The 19,640-nt window shown below is 31.8% G+C and carries 18 protein-coding genes and 1 other RNA gene; 18 read left to right on the top strand and 1 reads right to left on the bottom strand.

Annotation, left to right across the window (positions count from 1 at the left end):
- The first annotated feature begins 20 nt into the window (after positions 1 to 20).
- From nikB to ssrA, 10 genes are all read left to right on the top strand, one after another.
- Positions 21 to 950, top strand: a complete 930-nt coding sequence (gene nikB, locus B5X81_RS24810) for a nickel ABC transporter permease (protein WP_079495718.1) — start codon at positions 21 to 23, stop codon at positions 948 to 950.
- A gap of 14 nt (positions 951 to 964) precedes the next feature.
- Entirely contained in the window at positions 965 to 1,855 is an 891-nt protein-coding gene (locus B5X81_RS24805; protein ID WP_079495717.1) for an ABC transporter permease, read from the top strand.
- Between the two features lie 20 nt (positions 1,856 to 1,875).
- Positions 1,876 to 2,847: an ABC transporter ATP-binding protein gene (locus B5X81_RS24800; protein ID WP_079495716.1), complete on the top strand. Its 972-nt coding sequence runs from the start codon at positions 1,876 to 1,878 to the stop codon at positions 2,845 to 2,847.
- 35 nt (positions 2,848 to 2,882) lie between these two features.
- Complete coding sequence (locus B5X81_RS24795; protein ID WP_330397450.1) at positions 2,883 to 3,866, top strand: ABC transporter ATP-binding protein; 984 nt, start codon at positions 2,883 to 2,885, stop codon at positions 3,864 to 3,866.
- Between the two features lie 17 nt (positions 3,867 to 3,883).
- Positions 3,884 to 4,918: a M42 family metallopeptidase gene (locus B5X81_RS24790; protein WP_079495714.1), complete on the top strand. Its 1,035-nt coding sequence runs from the start codon at positions 3,884 to 3,886 to the stop codon at positions 4,916 to 4,918.
- A 194-nt stretch (positions 4,919 to 5,112) separates the two neighbouring features.
- Positions 5,113 to 5,370, top strand: coding sequence for a YkuS family protein (locus B5X81_RS24785; protein ID WP_170917600.1), 258 nt, complete (start codon positions 5,113 to 5,115; stop codon positions 5,368 to 5,370).
- 236 nt (positions 5,371 to 5,606) lie between these two features.
- On the top strand, positions 5,607 to 7,721 hold the full coding sequence (gene rnr / locus B5X81_RS24780; protein ID WP_079495712.1) for a ribonuclease R: 2,115 nt from the start codon (positions 5,607 to 5,609) through the stop codon (positions 7,719 to 7,721).
- Positions 7,722 to 7,886: 165 nt separating this feature from the next.
- Positions 7,887 to 8,714, top strand: coding sequence for a Cof-type HAD-IIB family hydrolase (locus B5X81_RS24775; RefSeq protein WP_079495711.1), 828 nt, complete (start codon positions 7,887 to 7,889; stop codon positions 8,712 to 8,714).
- A gap of 91 nt (positions 8,715 to 8,805) precedes the next feature.
- The gene (gene smpB / locus B5X81_RS24770) at positions 8,806 to 9,273 is read left to right on the top strand and encodes an SsrA-binding protein SmpB (protein WP_079495737.1); all 468 of its coding nucleotides are present in this window, start codon (positions 8,806 to 8,808) and stop codon (positions 9,271 to 9,273) included.
- A gap of 91 nt (positions 9,274 to 9,364) precedes the next feature.
- Positions 9,365 to 9,724, top strand: a transfer-messenger RNA (tmRNA) gene (gene ssrA, locus B5X81_RS24765).
- A gap of 99 nt (positions 9,725 to 9,823) precedes the next feature.
- Here ssrA and B5X81_RS24760 read toward each other — a convergent pair.
- A complete protein-coding gene (locus B5X81_RS24760) occupies positions 9,824 to 10,318 on the bottom strand; it encodes a GNAT family N-acetyltransferase (protein ID WP_079495710.1) in 495 nt (164 codons plus the stop codon).
- A 215-nt stretch (positions 10,319 to 10,533) separates the two neighbouring features.
- Between B5X81_RS24760 and B5X81_RS24755 the strand changes: the two genes are divergently transcribed.
- The 8 genes from B5X81_RS24755 (at position 10,534) to B5X81_RS24720 (ending at position 19,634) form a co-directional block, all read left to right on the top strand.
- Positions 10,534 to 11,517 (top strand): pyridoxal-phosphate dependent enzyme, encoded by a 984-nt coding sequence (locus B5X81_RS24755; protein ID WP_079495709.1) that lies wholly within the window; start codon positions 10,534 to 10,536, stop codon positions 11,515 to 11,517.
- 184 nt (positions 11,518 to 11,701) lie between these two features.
- Positions 11,702 to 13,348 carry a methyl-accepting chemotaxis protein gene (locus B5X81_RS24750; protein ID WP_079495708.1) on the top strand — a complete coding sequence of 549 codons (1,647 nt, stop codon included), beginning with the start codon at positions 11,702 to 11,704 and terminating at the stop codon, positions 13,346 to 13,348.
- A gap of 82 nt (positions 13,349 to 13,430) precedes the next feature.
- The gene (locus tag B5X81_RS24745; RefSeq protein ID WP_079495707.1) at positions 13,431 to 14,321 is read left to right on the top strand and encodes a transglutaminase-like domain-containing protein; all 891 of its coding nucleotides are present in this window, start codon (positions 13,431 to 13,433) and stop codon (positions 14,319 to 14,321) included.
- Between the two features lie 12 nt (positions 14,322 to 14,333).
- Positions 14,334 to 14,972, top strand: coding sequence for a hypothetical protein (locus tag B5X81_RS24740; RefSeq protein ID WP_079495706.1), 639 nt, complete (start codon positions 14,334 to 14,336; stop codon positions 14,970 to 14,972).
- Positions 14,973 to 15,118: 146 nt separating this feature from the next.
- Entirely contained in the window at positions 15,119 to 15,919 is an 801-nt protein-coding gene (locus B5X81_RS24735) for an XdhC family protein (RefSeq protein WP_244282241.1), read from the top strand.
- A 175-nt stretch (positions 15,920 to 16,094) separates the two neighbouring features.
- The gene (locus B5X81_RS24730) at positions 16,095 to 16,886 is read left to right on the top strand and encodes an FAD binding domain-containing protein (RefSeq protein ID WP_079495705.1); all 792 of its coding nucleotides are present in this window, start codon (positions 16,095 to 16,097) and stop codon (positions 16,884 to 16,886) included.
- A complete protein-coding gene (locus B5X81_RS24725) occupies positions 16,883 to 17,332 on the top strand; it encodes a (2Fe-2S)-binding protein (protein ID WP_079495704.1) in 450 nt (149 codons plus the stop codon). The genes B5X81_RS24730 and B5X81_RS24725 overlap by 4 nt, the downstream gene beginning before the upstream one ends.
- 1 nt (position 17,333) lies before the next feature.
- Positions 17,334 to 19,634: a xanthine dehydrogenase family protein molybdopterin-binding subunit gene (locus B5X81_RS24720; protein ID WP_079495703.1), complete on the top strand. Its 2,301-nt coding sequence runs from the start codon at positions 17,334 to 17,336 to the stop codon at positions 19,632 to 19,634.
- Positions 19,635 to 19,640: the final 6 nt, after the last annotated feature.

Raw genomic sequence — 19,640 nt, 5'->3', positions numbered from 1 at the left:
GCGATAAAGGGGGTAAATCAGTGCATAAATATATATTTAAAAGGCTACTTTTATTAATACCAGTACTTCTTGGAGTAACATTTATTGTATTTACATTAATGTATATTACACCAGGTGATCCAGCAGCTATTATGCTAGGAGAGGATGTGCCACAAGAAGAGGTTGAAAAGCTTAGAGCAGAGATAGGGTTAGATAGACCCTTCTTAGTTCAATACGGAAGCTTTGTTAAGAATATAGTATTGCATGGAGATTTTGGTACATCTTATGTTACAAAAAGACCTGTATCTCAAGAAATTTTAGCCCGTTTTCCTGCTACATTAAGACTAGCTGGTGCAGCTGTATTGGTTTCAATGGGAATAGGCATACCTTTAGGAATTATATCAGCTACTAAACAGTATTCAATATTTGATAACGTTTCCATGGTATTTGCTTTAATTGGAGTTTCTATGCCTAATTTTTGGCAGGGTTTAATTCTTATCATGATATTTTCACTTCATTTAGGTTGGCTTCCAGCATCGGGATTTAGTGGATTTAAATACATAATTTTGCCAGCGTTGACTATAGGTACAAGTACTGCTGCAATAATTACCCGCATGACACGTTCAAGTATGCTTGAGGTAATTAGACAGGATTATATTACAACGGCTAGGGCAAAGGGTCAAAAAGAAAGTAAAGTTATAAATAAACATGCTCTTGGTAACGCTTTGATTCCGATAATAACTGTAGTAGGTCTACTATTTGGAAAACTATTAGGTGGAGCTGTGTTAACTGAATCTATATTTGCCGTTCCTGGAGTTGGAAGATTAATGGTAGATTCTATCAAATGCAGAGATTTTCCCATGGTTCAAGGTGGGGTTCTTTATATTGCATTTTGTTTTTGCATCGTAAATTTATTAGTTGATATTTTATATGCCTTTGCTGATCCCAGAATAAGGTCACAATATCGTTAGAAAGGAGGCAGTTTATGGAAGCTAAAATAGATAATAAAGAAAGATCACGTATACGTAATAAAAAAAGAAGTCAGTGGGTTGAAGTTTTAAGAAGATTAAAGAAAAATAAGGCAGCAATGTTTGGTCTGTTCATAATATTTATGTTAATCATAGTAGCAATTTTCGCAGATTTTATTACTACATATGATTATGCAAAGCAAAATCTAGATGAAGCTTTGCAGTCTCCAAGTTTTAAGCACTTTTTTGGTACAGATGAATTTGGAAGAGATATATTTACTCGCATAATATATGGTTCAAGGATATCTTTACTAGTTGGGATATTAGCTGTAGGTATTGCAATTTTTATTGGTGGAGGATTAGGCGCAATTGCAGGTTTTTATGGTGGGAAATTGGACAATGTAATTATGAGAAGTATGGATGTATTATTAGCTATTCCATCAATTCTATTAGCTATATCAATTGTAGCTGCTTTGGGAAGTGGACTGGTAAATTTGATGATTGCTGTAGGAATAGCAAATATACCAAGATATGCACGTATTATGCGTGCTTCAATATTATCAGTTAGAGATCAAGAGTTTATAGAAGCTTCTCAATCAGTTGGGGCGAGCGATTTCACAATTATTGTAAAACATATTATTCCAAATTGTTTAGCCCCAGTTATTGTTCAGGGAACACTTGGAGTTGCATCTGCTATCTTATCATGTGCAGGTCTTAGCTTTATTGGACTAGGTATTAATCCGCCTACGCCAGAATGGGGTTCAATGTTATCAAGAGGTAGAGATTATCTAAGAGATTATTGGCATGTAACAGCATTTCCCGGCATGGCAATTATGATTACCATTTTTGCATTGAATCTGTTTGGTGATGGATTAAGGGATGCTTTTGATCCAAAGCTTAAGAATTAATTTAGATAGGAGTAGATACCATGGCGGAAGAAAAAAAATTATTGGAAATTAAGAATTTAACTGTTCATTATATAACAGATGATGGAACTGTTCGTGCTTTAGAAGATATGAATTTAGAAATTGGGTATGGCGAAACCTTAGGATTTGTAGGAGAAACCGGTGCAGGAAAAACAACAACCGCTAAGAGTATTATGTGTTTGCTGCCAGATCCTCCTGCAAAAATAATGAGTGGGGAAATTCTTTTTGAAAAAGAGGATTTACTTAAAAAGTCCATCAAAGATATTCGACAAATACGTGGAGACAAAATTTCAATGATATTTCAAGATCCTATGACTGCACTAAATCCAGTAATGACAGTAGGAGAACAGATTGCAGAGGGAATTATGCTTCACCAAAATCTTAAAAAGGAAGCAGCTTTGGCTAAGGCCAATGAAATGCTCGAAACTGTTGGAATAAAAAGCTTTCGTTCTAAAGATTATCCCCATCAGTTTAGCGGAGGGATGAAACAAAGAGTTGTAATAGCTATGGCATTAGCATGCAATCCTAAACTATTAATTGCTGATGAACCTACAACTGCTTTAGATGTAACTATTCAGGCCCAAGTACTTAAACTTATGCAGCAGCTTAAGGAGAAATATAAAACATCTATGATTATGATTACTCATGATCTTGGTGTTGTTGCAGAGGCTTGTGACAAGGTTGCTGTTATTTATGCAGGTAATGTTGTCGAATATACTGATAAAAAGAAATTATTTACAAATCCAAGTCATCCATATACAATTGGTTTGTTTGGATGTATCCCTGATGTCTTTTCTGATGAAGAAGAGCTATCTCCAATAGAAGGATTAATGCCAGATCCAACAAATTTACCAAGTGGATGCCCATTCCACCCAAGATGTCCAAAGGCAATAGAAAAATGTTCAAAGGAAAAACCTAAAAATGTTGATATAAAGGATAATCATTTTGTTAAATGTTTTCTATTTCAAAAATAGCAAGGATATTAAATTTAGAAATATAATCGGTATAAATGGCTAAAAAGCTAGGGGTGAAATTAATGACTGAGAAGATTTTAGAAGCTAAAAATTTGAAAAAATATTTTAAAACTAGCAAAGGAATGCTTCGTGCGGTAGATGATTTGAATTTTTATATAAATAAAGGTGAAACCCTAGGACTGGTTGGAGAATCGGGATGTGGGAAGTCTACAACTGGAAGGGTGATTTTAAGACTACTTGAGGCAACAGATGGAGAAGTTATTTTTAACGGCAAGGATATTCTTAAATTTAATAAGAATCAAATAAGAGAAGCTAGACAGAAGATGCAAATAGTCTTTCAAGATCCATATGCATCATTAGATCCAAGAAAAACTGTTTTTGAGATTATATCAGAACCTCTAAATGTGAACAAAATTTACAATAAAAAAGATAAGCTTGAAGATAGGGTATATGAATTAATGGAAACCGTTGGTTTAGCTGATAGGCTTGTAAATGCTTATCCCCATGAACTGGACGGTGGAAGGCGACAAAGGGTGGGCATAGCTAGAGCACTTGCTTTGAATCCAAGTTTTATTGTTCAAGATGAGCCAGTTTCTGCATTAGATGTATCTATACAAGCCCAAATTTTAAATCTTATGCATAAGCTTCAAAAAGAATTAGGATTGACCTATTTATTTATATCCCATGACTTAAGCGTAGTTAAACATGTAAGTGATAGAATTGCTGTAATGTATCTTGGAAAAATAGTGGAATTATCAGATTATAAATCAATTTTTATCAGTCCATTACATCCATATACCAAGGCACTATTGTCTGCAATTCCTATTGCTAAAATTGATGTGGAGAGGGAAAAAATTATATTGGAGGGGGATGTACCAAGTCCAGTTAATCCACCCGAGGGCTGTAGATTTTATGGACGCTGCCAGTATAGAGAGAAAATATGTGAAAAACAATCACCAAAACTTAAAAAATACGAAAAAAACAGGTTCGTTGCATGTCACTTTGCTGGTGAATTTTAAAAAAGGTGGGTAAAATAATGAAATTGAATAAAGAATATATTGTAAAAACACTTGTTAAATATTTAGATATTCCAAGTCCTGGTGGATATACTACTAAAATTATAAATGAAGCTAAAAAAGAATTTGAAGATATGGGTATACCTGCTAGATTAACAAATAAAGGTGCATTAATAGCTACTTTTGAAGGTATAAATGATAAAGAACATAAAACAATTTCTGCCCATGTAGATACTTTGGGTGCAATGGTAAAGGAAATTACAACCGATGGTAGATTAAAATTTCATAAAATTGGTGGAGGCTCTTGGAATGCTATAGAAGGAGAAAATTGTCATGTTATAACACAAGAAGGTAAAAAATATAGAGGTTCTATATTACCAAGGCAGGCTTCATCACATATTTATGGTGAGGCATCCTATAAGACTCTTCGTGATGGGGAAAATATGCTTGTAAGAATTGATGAAAAAGTGCATACAAAGGAAGAAGTTCTTAATATGGGTATTAGAGTAGGAGATTTTATATACATGGATACCCGCACTGAAATAACTGAAAATGGTTTTATTAAATCTAGATACATAGATGACAAATCAGCTGTTGCAATTGTTTTTTCTATATGTAAATATCTAAGGGAAAATAATATAACACCAAAGTATACAACCCATTTCTTTTTAAGTAACTATGAAGAAATTGGACATGGAGTTTCAGCTGTTCCTGAAAAAACAAAGGAATTTATAGCAATTGATATTGGTACAGTAGGTGAAGGACAAGAGTCTGATGAATATAGTGTTAGTATTGCTGCTAAGGATAATAAAGGACCATATAATTTTGAACTTAGAAAAAAGCTTGTAGATGTGGCACAAAAATATAATATAAATTATAAAGTTGATGTTTATAATAGATATGGCTCAGATGCATCAGCAGTAGTTCATCAGGGATATGATGTGAATTTTGCATGTATAGGACCAGGGGTAGATGGAACACACCATTATGAGAGAACACATATTGAGGCTATTGAAAACAATATAAAATTATTAATAAAATATATTACTGAATAATTATAGAAACTATTAAGTTTTTGGGCTTTTAAATATGCATAACGTAAATTTACCGTTATGCTTTTTTGTTGCTATTGAATAAAGATAAATAAATTCAAGTCTTAATAAGTTTTATTATCTTTTGTCTTATAGTAACATTAAAAAGAATAAATCCATAATATTTAGAAAAAATAAGTATTATGGAGGTGAATAAAATGAGAAAAAGAATTGGAATCCAAAAAGAACTAAATGAAATAGCGGAGGCTCTAACTGTAAATGGTTTTGAAGTAACAAATATGATGGATACTGAAAAAAAGTTGGATGCTATAATTTATTATAATGAAGAAAGTGATTTTCTAAATGGAAATCAAGTTGTTAATGAGAATAATCTAATTAACAATAATAAGGTTTTAAAAATAAATGTAGCTAAAACTAATATAAATGAAATAATAAGAACTTTAAAAAAACTTTAGTTATACTTAGTTTGAAGAAAATACCAAATATGATATAATACAAGTTGCATGTTAAAATGTATACATAATATATCATAGATTTATATGTCACTTTCAAAAATTTTTTATATTATTATTTTAGAAAGTGACATATAAGAATTACTGTTTTTAGTATTATAAAAAATTTTAATGTTTTATGGTAGGAAGAAAGGGTATATTTAATTAATGTATGTATTCACCTTAGGAGGTTTAAAAATATGGTATCTAAGGAACTTTTGTTAGAGTTTATGAAGGAACAGGCATATAAACCTATGCTTAATTCGGAATTAGCTAATGTATTTGATATAAAGAGTGAAGAGATGGGATATTTCATTAAATTGCTTGATGAGATGGAGAATGAAGGGGCTATTATTAAAACAAAGAAAAAAAGATATGCTATCCCTGAAAGAATGAATCTTATTGTAGGAAGACTTCAATGTAGTCAAAAAGGATTTGGCTTTATTATCCCTGATAATACAAACTATAATGATGTTTTTGTACCAGCTAGTGATTTAAATGGAGCTATGCATAATGATAGAGTCATAGCAAGGGTCATAAATAAAACTACAAATGGCAGAAGAGCAGAGGGAGAGATAATAAGGATATTATATAGAGCCAATAAAGAAATTGTAGGAACCTTTGAAAGCAGCAAAAACTTTGGCTTTGTTGTATCCGATGATAAAAGAATTAATTATGATCTATATATACCGAAAAGTGAAGTGAATGGAGCAAAGGATGGTTACAAGGTAGTAGCAGAAATAACTAGATGGCCAAAGGCTAGGAGAAATCCTGAAGGAAAGGTAATAGAAGTTTTAGGTCATAAAGATGAGATAGGAACTGATATAGTATCAATAATAAGAAAATATAAATTGCCAGAAAAATTTCCTAAGAAAGCTCTAAAAGAAGCTGACAGTATATCCCAAACAGTCTCAGAAGATGAAATATCCTTGAGAAGAGATCTTAGGGATATGAATATTGTAACTATAGATGGTGCAGATGCTAAGGATCTTGATGATGCTGTTTCAGTTGAAAAGCTTCCAAATGGGAATTACAAGCTAGGAGTTTTTATAGCCGATGTTACTTATTATGTTAAAGAAGGAAGTGCCTTAGATAAGGAAGCCTTTAAGAGAGGAACCAGCGTATATTTAGTTGATAGAGTTATACCTATGCTTCCAAAGAAGCTTTCCAATGGAATTTGCAGTTTAAATCCAGGTGTTGACAGGCTTGTTATGTCTGTATTTATGGAGATAGATAAAGAAGGAAAAGTAGTGAATCATGAAATTTTCAAAGGTGTTATAAAGACCAAGGAAAGAATGACATATACTGATGTTTCAGATATACTGGAAAAGAAAGATCCTCAGCTTATTAAAAGATACGAGTATTTAGTAGAAGATTTCAAATTAATGGAAGAACTGTCTATGATTCTTTCAAAACGGAAATATAGAAGAGGAAGCATAGATTTTGATTTTCCTGAAAGTAAAATAATATTAGATGATACCGGAAGACCGATTGAGATAAAAAAAGCTGAGAGAAGAATAGCAAATAGAATTATTGAAGAATTTATGATAGTCTGTAATGAAACTGTGGCAGAGCATATATATTGGCTAAAGCTTCCCTTTGTTTATAGAGTTCATGAAACACCTGATTCACAGAAAATAGAAAATTTTAATAAATTCATACATAATTTTGGATATCATCTTAAGGGAGTTTCAGAAGAAATACATCCAAAGGCATTACAGGACTTATTAAAGAAAATTGAGGGAAAAAAGGAAGAGCATATTGTAAGTACTCTTATGCTTAGATCCCTTAGACAAGCAAGATATTCTCCAGAAAATTTAGGACATTTTGGATTAGCTTCAAACTATTATTGCCATTTCACTTCTCCAATTAGAAGATATCCTGATTTACAGATACATAGAATTTTAAGAGAAATGCTGGATGAAAAATTAAATCATAAGAGGTTATCCAGACTGAAGGGAATAGTTGCCGAAAGCTCTGATAGATCTTCAGAAAGGGAAAGGATAGCTGTAGAAGCTGAAAGAGAAACCGATGATCTTAAAAAGGCAGAATATATGTCATATCATATTGGTGAAGAGTATGATGGCATAATATCCAGTGTAGTCTCTTTTGGGATGTTTGTTGAGCTAGAGAACACAGTAGAAGGATTAGTTAGAATAAGTAATCTAGTTGATGATTATTATATATTTGATGAAGAAAACCATCTTTTCAGAGGAGAGAGAACAAATAGAATTTTTAGAATAGGTGATGAGGTTAGAATTAGAGTTAGTAATGTAAATTTAGACCAAAAAGAAATTGACTTTGTGATAGTTTAAAAATTATTTTATATTTTTATGTAGGTAATAGTGGTAAAAAATTTAGCAATCGATATCCTATATCGATTGCTTTAAATATGTAGTATTATTATGGTAATATATAGAGGAAGAATGTTTTTAAAGAAAATAATATAGAAATTATATATATTAATTAGGAGGATTACTATGGAATACAAATTAGTTGTAACAGATATGGATGGAACATTACTAAATAGCCAAGGAAAAGTACCAGAAGAGAATAAAGAAATATTGACGAAATTACAGGATAAAGGGGTCCATGTGGCTGTGGCCACAGGACGGATATATACCTCGGCAAGAGTATTTGCAAAATATATCGGTGTAAAGACTCCAATTATAGCGTGTAATGGCGCCATTGTTAGGGAAATAGATAATAATGAGCCTCTATATGAAAGTTATTTAAATAAAGAGGATAGTCTTAAGATAATTGATATATGTCGTAAACATAATGTATATTATCATTTTTATACAGAGGATACTTTCTATGCTGAGTCCATGGCCAGGAGTGCTTTAAAATATTCGGAATGGAATGAAACTTTAGATGAAGAAGATAGGATAGATTTGAAAATAATTGAAGATTCTTATGAGCTCATAAATGATTCAGATGAAAAGATTTTTAAATTTATAGTAATAGATGAAGATGTAGATTTACTTAAAGGAATAAGAAAAGAGCTTTCAGAAATACCAGGCATAGAGTGTTCTAAATCATATTATAACAATCTAGAAATAATGAACAAAGGAGTAGAAAAAGGTAAGGCAGTAAAGAATTTAGCTGATTCTTTAGGCGTTAAAAGGGAAGAGGTAATTTGCATAGGAGATAATGAAAATGACATAAGTATGATAAAATATGCAGGACTAGGTGTGGCTATGGGTAATGCAGAAGAAATTGTAAAAAAGACAGCGGATTATATAACAGAAGTAAATGATAAAAATGGTGTTGCAGAGGTTCTTAAAAAGTTCATATGCAAAATGTAAGATTTTAAAATAGATATAACTATTGACATAGTGTCAATAACATGATATAATAATTGTTGCATCTAAATTAGAAGACAAGTTGGTGCTTAGTATGGCTAAAGTAAAGGTAATAGCAAAAAACAAAAAAGCAAGGCATGATTACTTCATAGAAGAGACATATGAAGCTGGTATTGCATTAAAAGGAACAGAGGTAAAATCCATTAGGCTGGGTATGGTCAATCTAAAGGATGGGTATGCAGAATTAAAGGATGGGGAAGTAATTCTGCACAATGTTCATATAAGTCCTTATGAAAAAGGAAATATATTTAACGTAGATCCTACAAGACCAAGAAAACTATTGCTCCATAAAAGAGAAATAAGAAAGCTTATTGGATACATTACTCAAAAAGGTTACACACTAATACCTTTACAACTATATTTAAATGATAGAGGATTAATAAAAGTACAGATTGGACTTGCAAAAGGTAAAAAGATATATGATAAAAGACATAGTATAGCTAAAAAGGATGCAGAAAGAAGAATACAAAAGGAACTTAGACAAAAACAAAAGATGTATTAGTATATTGACGTATAAGTATTAATTCAAATAATTATTAATTATTCATTTTCAATTATTAACTACAAAACTGCACAGCAGTTTTGATTACTTAGGGGGCGTACTGGTTTCGACGGGGGTATGGACCTAGAAGTAGCGAGCCGTGTTTTTTGCTTGGGGTACACGTTAAAGAACTGGGCAATTAAATATAAACGCTGATAATAATAATTACGCTTTAGCTGCCTAATGCAGCTACGTCCCTCCTAGGCCTACCGGCCGCTTAGGGCTGGACGACACTATGCCGGGAACCGCTACTAGGGTTGTCTCGACCTATTAGTGTATAATTGAGACTGGCCAGATAGATAGCCTGTCATTGGGCGATTTTGACGGCGAGAAAATAAAACAATGACTGCGCTCGGAGAAGCTTGTGGTGAAGTGCTTTCGGACAGGGGTTCGATTCCCCTCGCCTCCACCAATAGATTAAACCCATGATTCAGATTATTGAATCATGGGTTTTATTAATAAAGGGTTTTATAATCAATAGAAGAGGGAAAAAAGTATATTTTCCCTGCTTCTATTTCAATTTAAGATACATATCATACCATTTAGCCCCTCCATGTTGAGACTGGGATACGCCTTCATTGATATAACCGAACTGTTCATAGAATTCAATTAAATGTTCTTTACAAGTAAGTAATATTTTCTTTCTTCCATCTTTCTTAGCTGATCTGATAAAATGATTCATAAGCTTCTTAGCATATCCCTTCTTTTGATAGTCGGGATGTACATCTAGACCAAAGATTACTATATTGTTTCCATCAGAAATATGAAGGTCCATAGTTTTGAAGAATTTATCTTTTATATGATTTTCATTTGTTACTCCTCCATTAATAAAGCCTATAATTTTATTGTTTAATTCCCCGACAAAAAAGCCCTGGGGGAAAACTGATATTCTTTCTTTGAATGAATCCTTTGATGCTGCTTCGGCAGCAGGGAAACAATCAGCTTCTATCCTTGTAATACAATCTAAATCATCAGGAAAAACATTTCTTATTTTTAATTCGTTCAATTAGATTCCCACCTTTTACATATTAATAATAGTAATTATAACATAGATTAAAATTAAAAATAAACAATGTGCTTGAAATAATATATTTATTGAAACAAGACAAATATATATTTTATGAAGAATGAGAATAAATTTTATAAATATTAATTAAGGAAGGTAACTTTATGATAAAATGAAAATATTAAATTAACATGGAGGAAGGCGGGGGTATTTAAATGCTATTTTCTGGAATACCAAGAATAAAACTGCTTGAGGAAGCAACTCCTATACAATGTCTTAGTAATATAGGGAATATAATGGATAATAATAATATTTTTGTTAAAAGGGACGATATTATGCCTATTGGAATGGGTGGAAATAAGATTCGATGTTTGGAATTTTGGCTTGGGGATGCAATTCAAAGAAAATGTGATATTCTACTTGTGGCTGGAGCATCTGTTTCAAATCAATGTCGTTTAGCAGCTGCAGCTGCAGCAAAGATAGGAATGGACTGCATTATTCTTCATAGTTCTGATGAGCCAAAGAAATTAAATGGGAACAGCCTATTAAATAGGTTAATGGGAGTTAAAACTATATTTTTAGGGGAGATGGATGAAGCTTCGAGAAAAGAATACACTCTTAACTATTCAGAAAATCTAAGAAAAAAAGGATTTAAACCTTATATAATAGGAGAAGATCTTGTAACAGGGGCTTTTGGCTATGTAAGCTCAGCTTTAGAACTAGTCTATCAAGCTGAAAGAGAGAATATAGATTTGAAACATGTTGTTATTTGTGGATCTGAAGGTCCAACAGAGACTGGCTTAATTTATGGATTGTCTTTATTTGGCAATGCATTTAAAGTTCATGTAATAAGTGTAGAATATGAAATTTCTTATTTAGAAAAGCGTATACAAAAAATTTTTAAAGGAATGTGTAATAAGCTTGATTTAGTGCCTCCAAGGAAAATTGAAGATGTAGCTGTACTTTATAATGATTATATAGGAGAGGGATATGGAAAAACTACCAAGGAATCCTTAGATGCTGTAAAGTTGCTTGCTCAAAAGGAAGGAATATTTATTGAGAATACATACAATAGCAAAGTATTTGCAGGAATGTTTGATCTAATAAAAAAAGGTATAATTCCCCGAAGTGAAGCAGTCTGTTGTTATATAACAGGGGGGACGCCGGCATTGTTTAATCAGGCCAATTTATTTGATTAGAATTAAAGTTGTAAAAGGAAATAGCTTTTAGTTATTTCCTTTGTTTTTTAGTTTTGTCTATTATAATAATCCTTCTATCATATTATTTGACATTATTTGTTAACTTCTTACAAAGGTTTAACAGAAATTGAATAGAATTGTATAAGAATATAATAATGTTTAAATAATACAAGGAGGAATTGGTATGAAAAGAAATTATATAATTAATATGATTGGTATAATTGTAATGATTTTTATTACTGAAATATTCTTTCTAAGTAATATTCACAATATTTTCTATAAAAGCGGAATTCTATCGGGGATAATTATTATTGTTGTGACTTTAAATATGATTTTTTATAAAATAAGATTAAAGAAATCAATTGAGATATTAGAAAATTTTTTTGAAGAGTATTCAAAAGGAAATCTGCTAATAGGGCTAGATAGGAGCTTCAAACTGTATGAGTTTAATAGATTGGAAAAATTAATTAATGAAACGAGAAATCAAATGAAAAACTGGTTGTTTAATACTCTTTATGCGGAAACGCATTTAAGTAATGTGTCAGAGCAATTAAATCAAAATTCTAAGGAATGTTTTCTAAGTATGCAAATGGTTTCAGATAATATTTCCAATATAGCCAATGGATCTACAAAGACTTCCGATGACTCTAATGAAATAGCTTCAATATCTGAAGAACTTTTAAGTACAAATATGAATATAGCTGATTATAGTAATAATGCTAAGAAATTTGCTAGTGAATCTATTGAAGTCATAGATAGTGACAGTAAAATTATTAATAAAGCATTAGATAGAGTTGAAGAAGTAGAGGAAATTATGAGGAGAGCTTCAGATCATATAAACACATTGGGAGAATTATTGAAATCCATCTCAAAGATGTCGGAAACTATTTCCAATATAGCAAACCAGACAAATTTACTTTCATTAAATGCTTCAATTGAGGCTGCTAGAGCAGGGAAAGAAGGAAAAGGTTTTGGGGTTGTTGCTGATGAAATAAAGAAATTAGCTCAGCAAAGCGCCGCTGCATCAATGGAAATTGCTGAAAGTACAAAAGAAATTCAAAATAATATAAAAAATGTGATATTAGTTATAGATACAGGTGTTACAAAATCAAAACATACTAGGGAAGAAAGTAAAAAAGCAGCAGAAAATCTGGCCAATATAAACTTGAAAATATCCGAAATGGTTGAATTAATAAATAATATAACTGAGAGCATAGAAGAACAAGCCAGTGCTTCAGAAGTTTTAACTAGAAACATTGAGGGAATTGCTAAATATGCCCATGATACAGATGAACTTAGTGGAAATATTCAATCAAGAGTGGTAAAACAAATAAAAATGCTAGAAGAAAATAATGAGATAGCAAATAGAATAATTGAAATTTCTAATAAATTCAATAAATTTATTGGAGTTTTTGAAAAAGAAATTGAAAAGGAACTCATATATGTATGTGAAATATTAGCAGATATAATAATTAAAGAAAAGATGAGTAACAATTTTTTAGCTGATGTATCTGAAAAAACGGGAATTTCAGAAATTTATATAACAAATAGTAGTGGGGTTACAATATATTCTAATAATCCTAAAGGAATTGGCTTTGAATTTACAAATGATCCACAAACCCAGGCCTTTGATTTTTATCAAATACTTAAAAATCCAGAATTAAAGATTACACAAAAAACAATGAAGAGAGATATAGATAATAGATATTTCAAATTTGTTGGGGTCTCTAGGAAAGATTCAAGAGGGATAATACAAGTTGGTTTAAGTTTAGAGGACATTCTAAAATTTAAAGGATATAAAGCAATTAAAAAAATAACAACAGTAGCTTAAAAAAATAATATATATGACATACAGTTGTCATATTTTACTTGTTATAATAAGTTTATAAAAATTATTAATTAGGAGGCTTATTATGGCGATACATAATTATTTAGAGTATTATAGTGTACATGGTGCAATTACATCTCCAGGTCCATATAAGTATTTTATTGAAGATTTTCCAAGGGATATCAAAGAGTTATGTAAATGTATTAATAAACTTATGCTAATCGATTTATTGACGGCTATGGGACTAATTGTAGTTCCAAAGGAGCATTTACATGATAGTAATATTAGGGCGATTCAAAAAAAACTTAAAGAAATAATCCATAGGGATGATTCAAGCATATTGAACCTAAGATGTAATGAGAAGCTTTTATTAGGGAATTGTAGAGATTTATCCCTTTTGATGTGTTCAGTGCTGAGAAATCATAGGATTCCCGCTCGATTAAGATCAGGATTTGCTACTTTTTTTGTTCCCAAAAAATATTTTGATCATTGGATTTGTGAATATTGGAATGAATTAGAAAAACGCTGGGTTAGGGTAGATCCTTGGATGAGTCAGATATATTATCGAAGAGAAATATTACCTCCAGAATTATTTGAAGGCTTATTGAGTTTGAATTATAATTTTCATGATGTAACAAATGAATATTTTATAACAGGTAGTCAGGCGTGGATTAATTGTAGAGAGTACGGTCATAACCCAAAGGACTATGGTACCTATGAAGATTTCCTAAAGGGAACATGGTTTATTCGGGATAATATGATAAGGGATCTTTTATGCCTTAATAAAATTGAACCTTTACCTTGGGACTGCTGGGGGATTATGGGTAGAGAAAATAGTGACATAAAAGAAAAAGAATTAAAAATCCTTGATAATTTAGCTGAAATTTTAAATAAGGGGAATTTAAAAGGAATTAATATTTTACAAGAGCTAGAAAGCCTACAAATAACAGATAGTATTTTGAAATCCATAGACTAAAGGGTGAAAAAAATGGATAAAAAAATATTAATTGAAAAAATTAAAGATAAAAATATTGATGTGGAAAATTTTGTTGATAAAATAATTAAAGAAGAATATTTAAAAAAGGAAATAATAAAGCAGCTTCTTAATAATAAGGACATAATGGTTTATTACCATTGCTATTATATTGTATCAAAAGCAAGTGAATTGAGACCAGAAATCTTTTATCAGTACTGGGATGACTTTGCGGCCCTTATGAATCATGATAATTCTTATCATAGGGATATAGGACTTACTATAATTGCAAATTTGATTAGTGTTGATCAAGACAAATTATTTGATAATATTTTAAAGGATTATTTAGAACATATAAATGATAAAAAATTCATGACTGCCCAGTGCTGTATAAGGAATCTTGTAAAGATAATTAAAGAAAGAATTGATTTAAGAGAAATTATAGTTGAGACATTATTAAATATAGATAAAAAATCCTCATATCCTAGAAAGCAAAAAGAATTATTAAAATATGGAGTATTAGAAATTTTGGACTTAGTTTATGATGAAAGTAATAAAAGAGATGCTATAAACACTTTTATAGAAAGATCTGCTACCAGTATTAGTCCAAAAACTAAGAAAAAAGCTATAGAATTAAAAAGAAAATATATTTAAATTTTAAAAATACTTATTTTATTTTGACCTAAAATCTAATCAATTGGTTAGATTTTTGTTTGTTTTATAGATAGCAAAAATAAAAAACCTTATGATATAATAAGATTAGCTTTAAATATTCGGAAAAAAGGGGAAGGGTGAATAGTTTGGAGTATAAAGTTTTAGATAGTATATCAGAAATGATTAAATCAAATAAGAAGGTGGCACTTGCCACAATAACTAAAGTAGAGGGTTCAACACCAAGAAGAGAAGGCTCTATGATGGGAATCCTTGAGGATGGAAATATTTTTGGTACAATTGGTGGGGGGAATCTTGAAGCAGAAGTTATAAAACAGGCTAAAAAATGTATGGCTGTTGGAAAGAGTGATACATTTCACTATGAATTAACAGATTCTAAAGGAAGCTTACATATGCAATGTGGTGGAGAGGCAGATGTTTTCATAAAGGTTTTTAATCCCTATGACAAGCTTTACATTGTTGGGGGAGGACATGTTGCATTAAAGTTATATGATCTTGGAAAAATGATGGGATTTTATACTATAATAGTTGAAGATAGAGAAGAATTTTGCAATATAGAAAGATTTCCAAGGGCTGATGAATTGATGGTCGGGGATATAGAAGAAACCTTGATGAAATGTGCATTGGATGAAAATAGTTATATTGTTATTGTAACCAGAGGACATAAGCATGATGAAATAGCTCTAAAATCTGTTATTAAAAGTAATGCCAAATACATTGGAATGATAGGCAGTAAAAATAAGACAAAACATATTATGGATAATTTGAAAAGTGAAGGTATATCAAAGGAAGAACTTAAGGAAGTTTATGCACCGATTGGAATTGATCTTGGAGGACAAACACCAGAGGAAATTGCATTTAGTATAATGACTGAGATTCTCTTAATTAAAAATAATGGTAAGCTTAGACATATGAAGGAAATGATATAAAAATTATTATAAACTGATATAGAGATAAATTAATAAAAATTAATAGAGGGAGTAGTCACTGGGGTTTCCTTTTAAGCGATTTTTATAAACCAAAAGGATTCTCAGTGATTACGAACTCAAATAAATCTTTATAAATATATATATAATCAACTAACTATTCGAAGGAGGAATATATGTGCTAACAATACAGGAGTATGTGCTTCCAGAAAGCTTCGAGGAAGCTTATGAGATTTTAAAAACTAATAAAAACAGCACAATTTTAGGGGGCTGTGGTTTTTTAAGAATGAGTTCAAAGAAGATTGGAAAAGCAGTTGATTTGTCCAATCTTCATTTAAATTATATTCGTGAAAATCAGGATACAATAGAAATAGGAGCAATGACAACCTTTAGATCAGTTGAAACAAGCCCTATTTTGACACAGTATTTTGATGGAATTCTATCTAAGTCAGTTAAAAATATTGTAGGTGTGCAGCTTAGAAATATTGTTACAGTAGGTGGAACCGTTTATTCTCGGTATGGATTTTCAGATTTTATTACTGCTTTATTAGCCCTTGATGCTGAGGTTGTATTATACAAGGGAGGACAAATTCTCTTAAAGGAGTTTTTGAAAAATGGTGGCAATAAAGATATACTAGTAAAGATAGTTTTGAAAAAAAATAATAGAAAAGCAGCCTTTCAAACCATGAGAAATTCAAAAAGTGATTATGCAATTTTAAATGTTGCTGTATCAAAATTAGACAATGATTGGAATATTGTAGTAGGGGCAAGACCTCAAAGAGCAGAAATTGCAAGGATGGCTTCTAAGTATTTATCTGAAAGTAAAGGTACAATGGAGGATATAGAAAAGGCTTCTCTTCTTGCAGCAAGTGAATTAGTTTTTGGCAGTAATATGAGAGGCAGTAAAGAATATAGACAGTCAATATGTAAAGTTCTCGTAAAAAGGGCAATAATGGAGGTTTTAGCATGAAAATCAATGTAACTATAAATAATAAAAGAATGGACTTGGAAGTGAACTGCGATGAGTTTTTAGTAGATACATTAAGAAAATATGGATATTTAAGTGTTAAAAAAGGATGTGATACAGGTTCCTGTGGGTTATGTACTGTATGGCTTGATGAAAAGCCAGTGCTCTCGTGTTCAACACTTTCGGTAAGGGCAAAGGGGAAAAATATTACTACTATAGAAGGGGTACAGGAAGAGGCCAATGAATTTGCACAGTTTTTAGTTAAAGAAGGGGCAGAACAATGCGGGTTTTGCAGTCCGGGGTTTATTATGACGGTATTAGCAATGAAAGAAGAACTTAAAAATCCTACTGAAGAAGATATTATTCATTATCTGACAGGGAATCTTTGCCGATGCACAGGATATGTTGGGCAGTTAAGGGCAGTAAAAAAGTATATGGGGGTTGAATAAAATGCGTTATATTAGCAAAGAAATTTCAAAAATCGATGGAATAGACATAGCAACTGGTAAACCAGCTTATACCGATGATTTATCTAGTGAACATGCATTAATTATAAAAATTTTAAGAAATCCCCATGCCTTTGCAAAAATAAAATCTATTGAAACTGAAAAGGCCCAAAAACTAGATGGTGTAGAATGTATACTTACTTATAGGGATGTACCTAATATACGCTTTACAACAGCAGGACAATCTTATCCTGAACCGTCGCCCTATGATCGTTTGATTTTAGATGAGTATGTGAGATATGTTGGAGATGAAGTTGCAATTATAGCTGCTAAGGATGAGAAAACTGCATTAAGAGCTATGAAGCTTATTAAGGTTGAATATGAAGCATTGGATCCGGTTTTGGATTTTGAAAAAGCAATAGGACATTCAACTATCATACATCCTGAGGATGATTTACATGTAAATTTTGATATTGGAATGGAAAAGGAGAGAAATATTGCAGCTTCATATAAAATTGAGGTTGGAAATATAGAAAAGGAAATGGAAGATAGTGATTTTGTAGTTGAAGAAACTTATTATACTCAGGCCCAAGCCCATGGTATGATGGAAACCTATAGAGCATATACTTATATGGACCATAATGGAAGACTGACCGTTGTAAGTTCTACACAAATACCTTTCCATGTTAGAAAATTGTTAGCTAGGGCACTTAAAATCCCTAAAAGCAAGGTAAGGGTAGTAAAGCCAAGAATTGGAGGAGGTTTTGGAGGAAAACAAACGGCCTCAGTAGAAATATTTCCTGCAATTATTACTTTAAAAACAGGAAAACCGGCAAAAATAATTTATAATAGAAAAGAAACCTTTGGCTGCACAACCAGTCGACATGCCATGGGAATAAAGGTAAGAATAGGTGCAGATCAAGAGGGGATTATAAAAGCAATAGATATTAATGCTTTATCTGATACTGGCGCTTATGGAGACCATGCGTCAACTGTATTTACCCTTGTAGGACATAAAACTTTGCCATTATATAACAAAGCAAATGCAGTAAGATATATCGGCAGAGCAGTATATACTAATAAAATGACAGCCGGGGCCCTAAGGGGATATGGTGCCACACAGGGAGCCTTTGCAGTTGAATCTACAATAAATCTATTAGCTAATAAGCTAAATGTTGACCCCTCTATTTTACGTGAAAAGAATCTTATTAGACAGGGAGAGACAAATCCAGTATTAGATGGATCAAAGGAAGGCTTACCAGTGGTTTTGAAAAGCTCTACCCTTGATAAGTGTATTGAAAGAGGAAAAAAGCTTATTGGATGGGATGAGAAATATCCAAGAAAAATTATTAATGAAACAAAGGTTAGAGGAATAGGAATGGCCATAACAATGCAGGGCTCTGGAATTGCTGGTATAGATTCAGCTTCGGCATTGATTAAATTAAATGATGATGGTTTTTACAGTCTTATGATAGGGGCCACTGACATGGGCACAGGCTGTGATACTATATTGGCTCAAATGGCAGCAGAAATCCTTGAAACTCCAATGGATAAAATCATAGTAAATGGAGTGGATACAGATGTTTCTCCCTATGATACTGGCTCCTATGCTTCAAGTACAACCTATGTTACAGGAAATGCAGTTATAAAGGCGGCAGAGGATATTAAAAGGCAGATAATAGAAAATGGTGGAAAGTTTTTAGGGGCAAAAAAGGAAGATGTCATTTTTGATGGAAGCTTTGTAAAGACTGTCGATGAAGAACATACTATATCCCTTGATGAGATTGCACAAAAACTGGCTTCAGGAGAAGGCAAGTCTCAGCTAATTGGAAATGGTTCCTTCGGTGGAGAGACTAGTCCACCTCCATTTATAGCAGGATTTGCCGAGGTAGAAGTAGATAAAGAAACTGGTAAGGTGGATTTAATTGATTATGTTGCTGTTGTAGATTGTGGAACGGTTATTAATAAAAATCTTGCTCGGATTCAAGTAGAAGGTGGATTAGTGCAGGGGATAGGAATGGCAATGTATGAGGATGTAGTATATGATGATAAAGGAAGAATGGAAACCAATACCTTTATGCAATATAAGATCCCTTGTAGAAAAGATATAGGAAAGATTAGAGTTGAATTTGAGCCTAGCTATGAGCCAACAGGCCCCTTTGGTTCTAAATCTATTGGAGAGGTAGTAATAAATACACCCCCTCCTGCAATTGTCCATGCAGTTTACAATGCTGTAGGAGTGAATATTAAGAGCTTACCTATTACACCGGAAAAAGTATTTAGAGGGATGTACAGCTTGGATTAATTCTTA

This window comes from Maledivibacter halophilus (assembly GCF_900167445.1).
In the GTDB taxonomy this organism is placed as follows: domain Bacteria; phylum Bacillota; class Clostridia; order Peptostreptococcales; family Caminicellaceae; genus Maledivibacter; species Maledivibacter halophilus.
The sequence above is the reverse complement of the archived record's forward strand: the minus strand, read 5'-3'. Positions and strand labels throughout refer to the sequence as shown.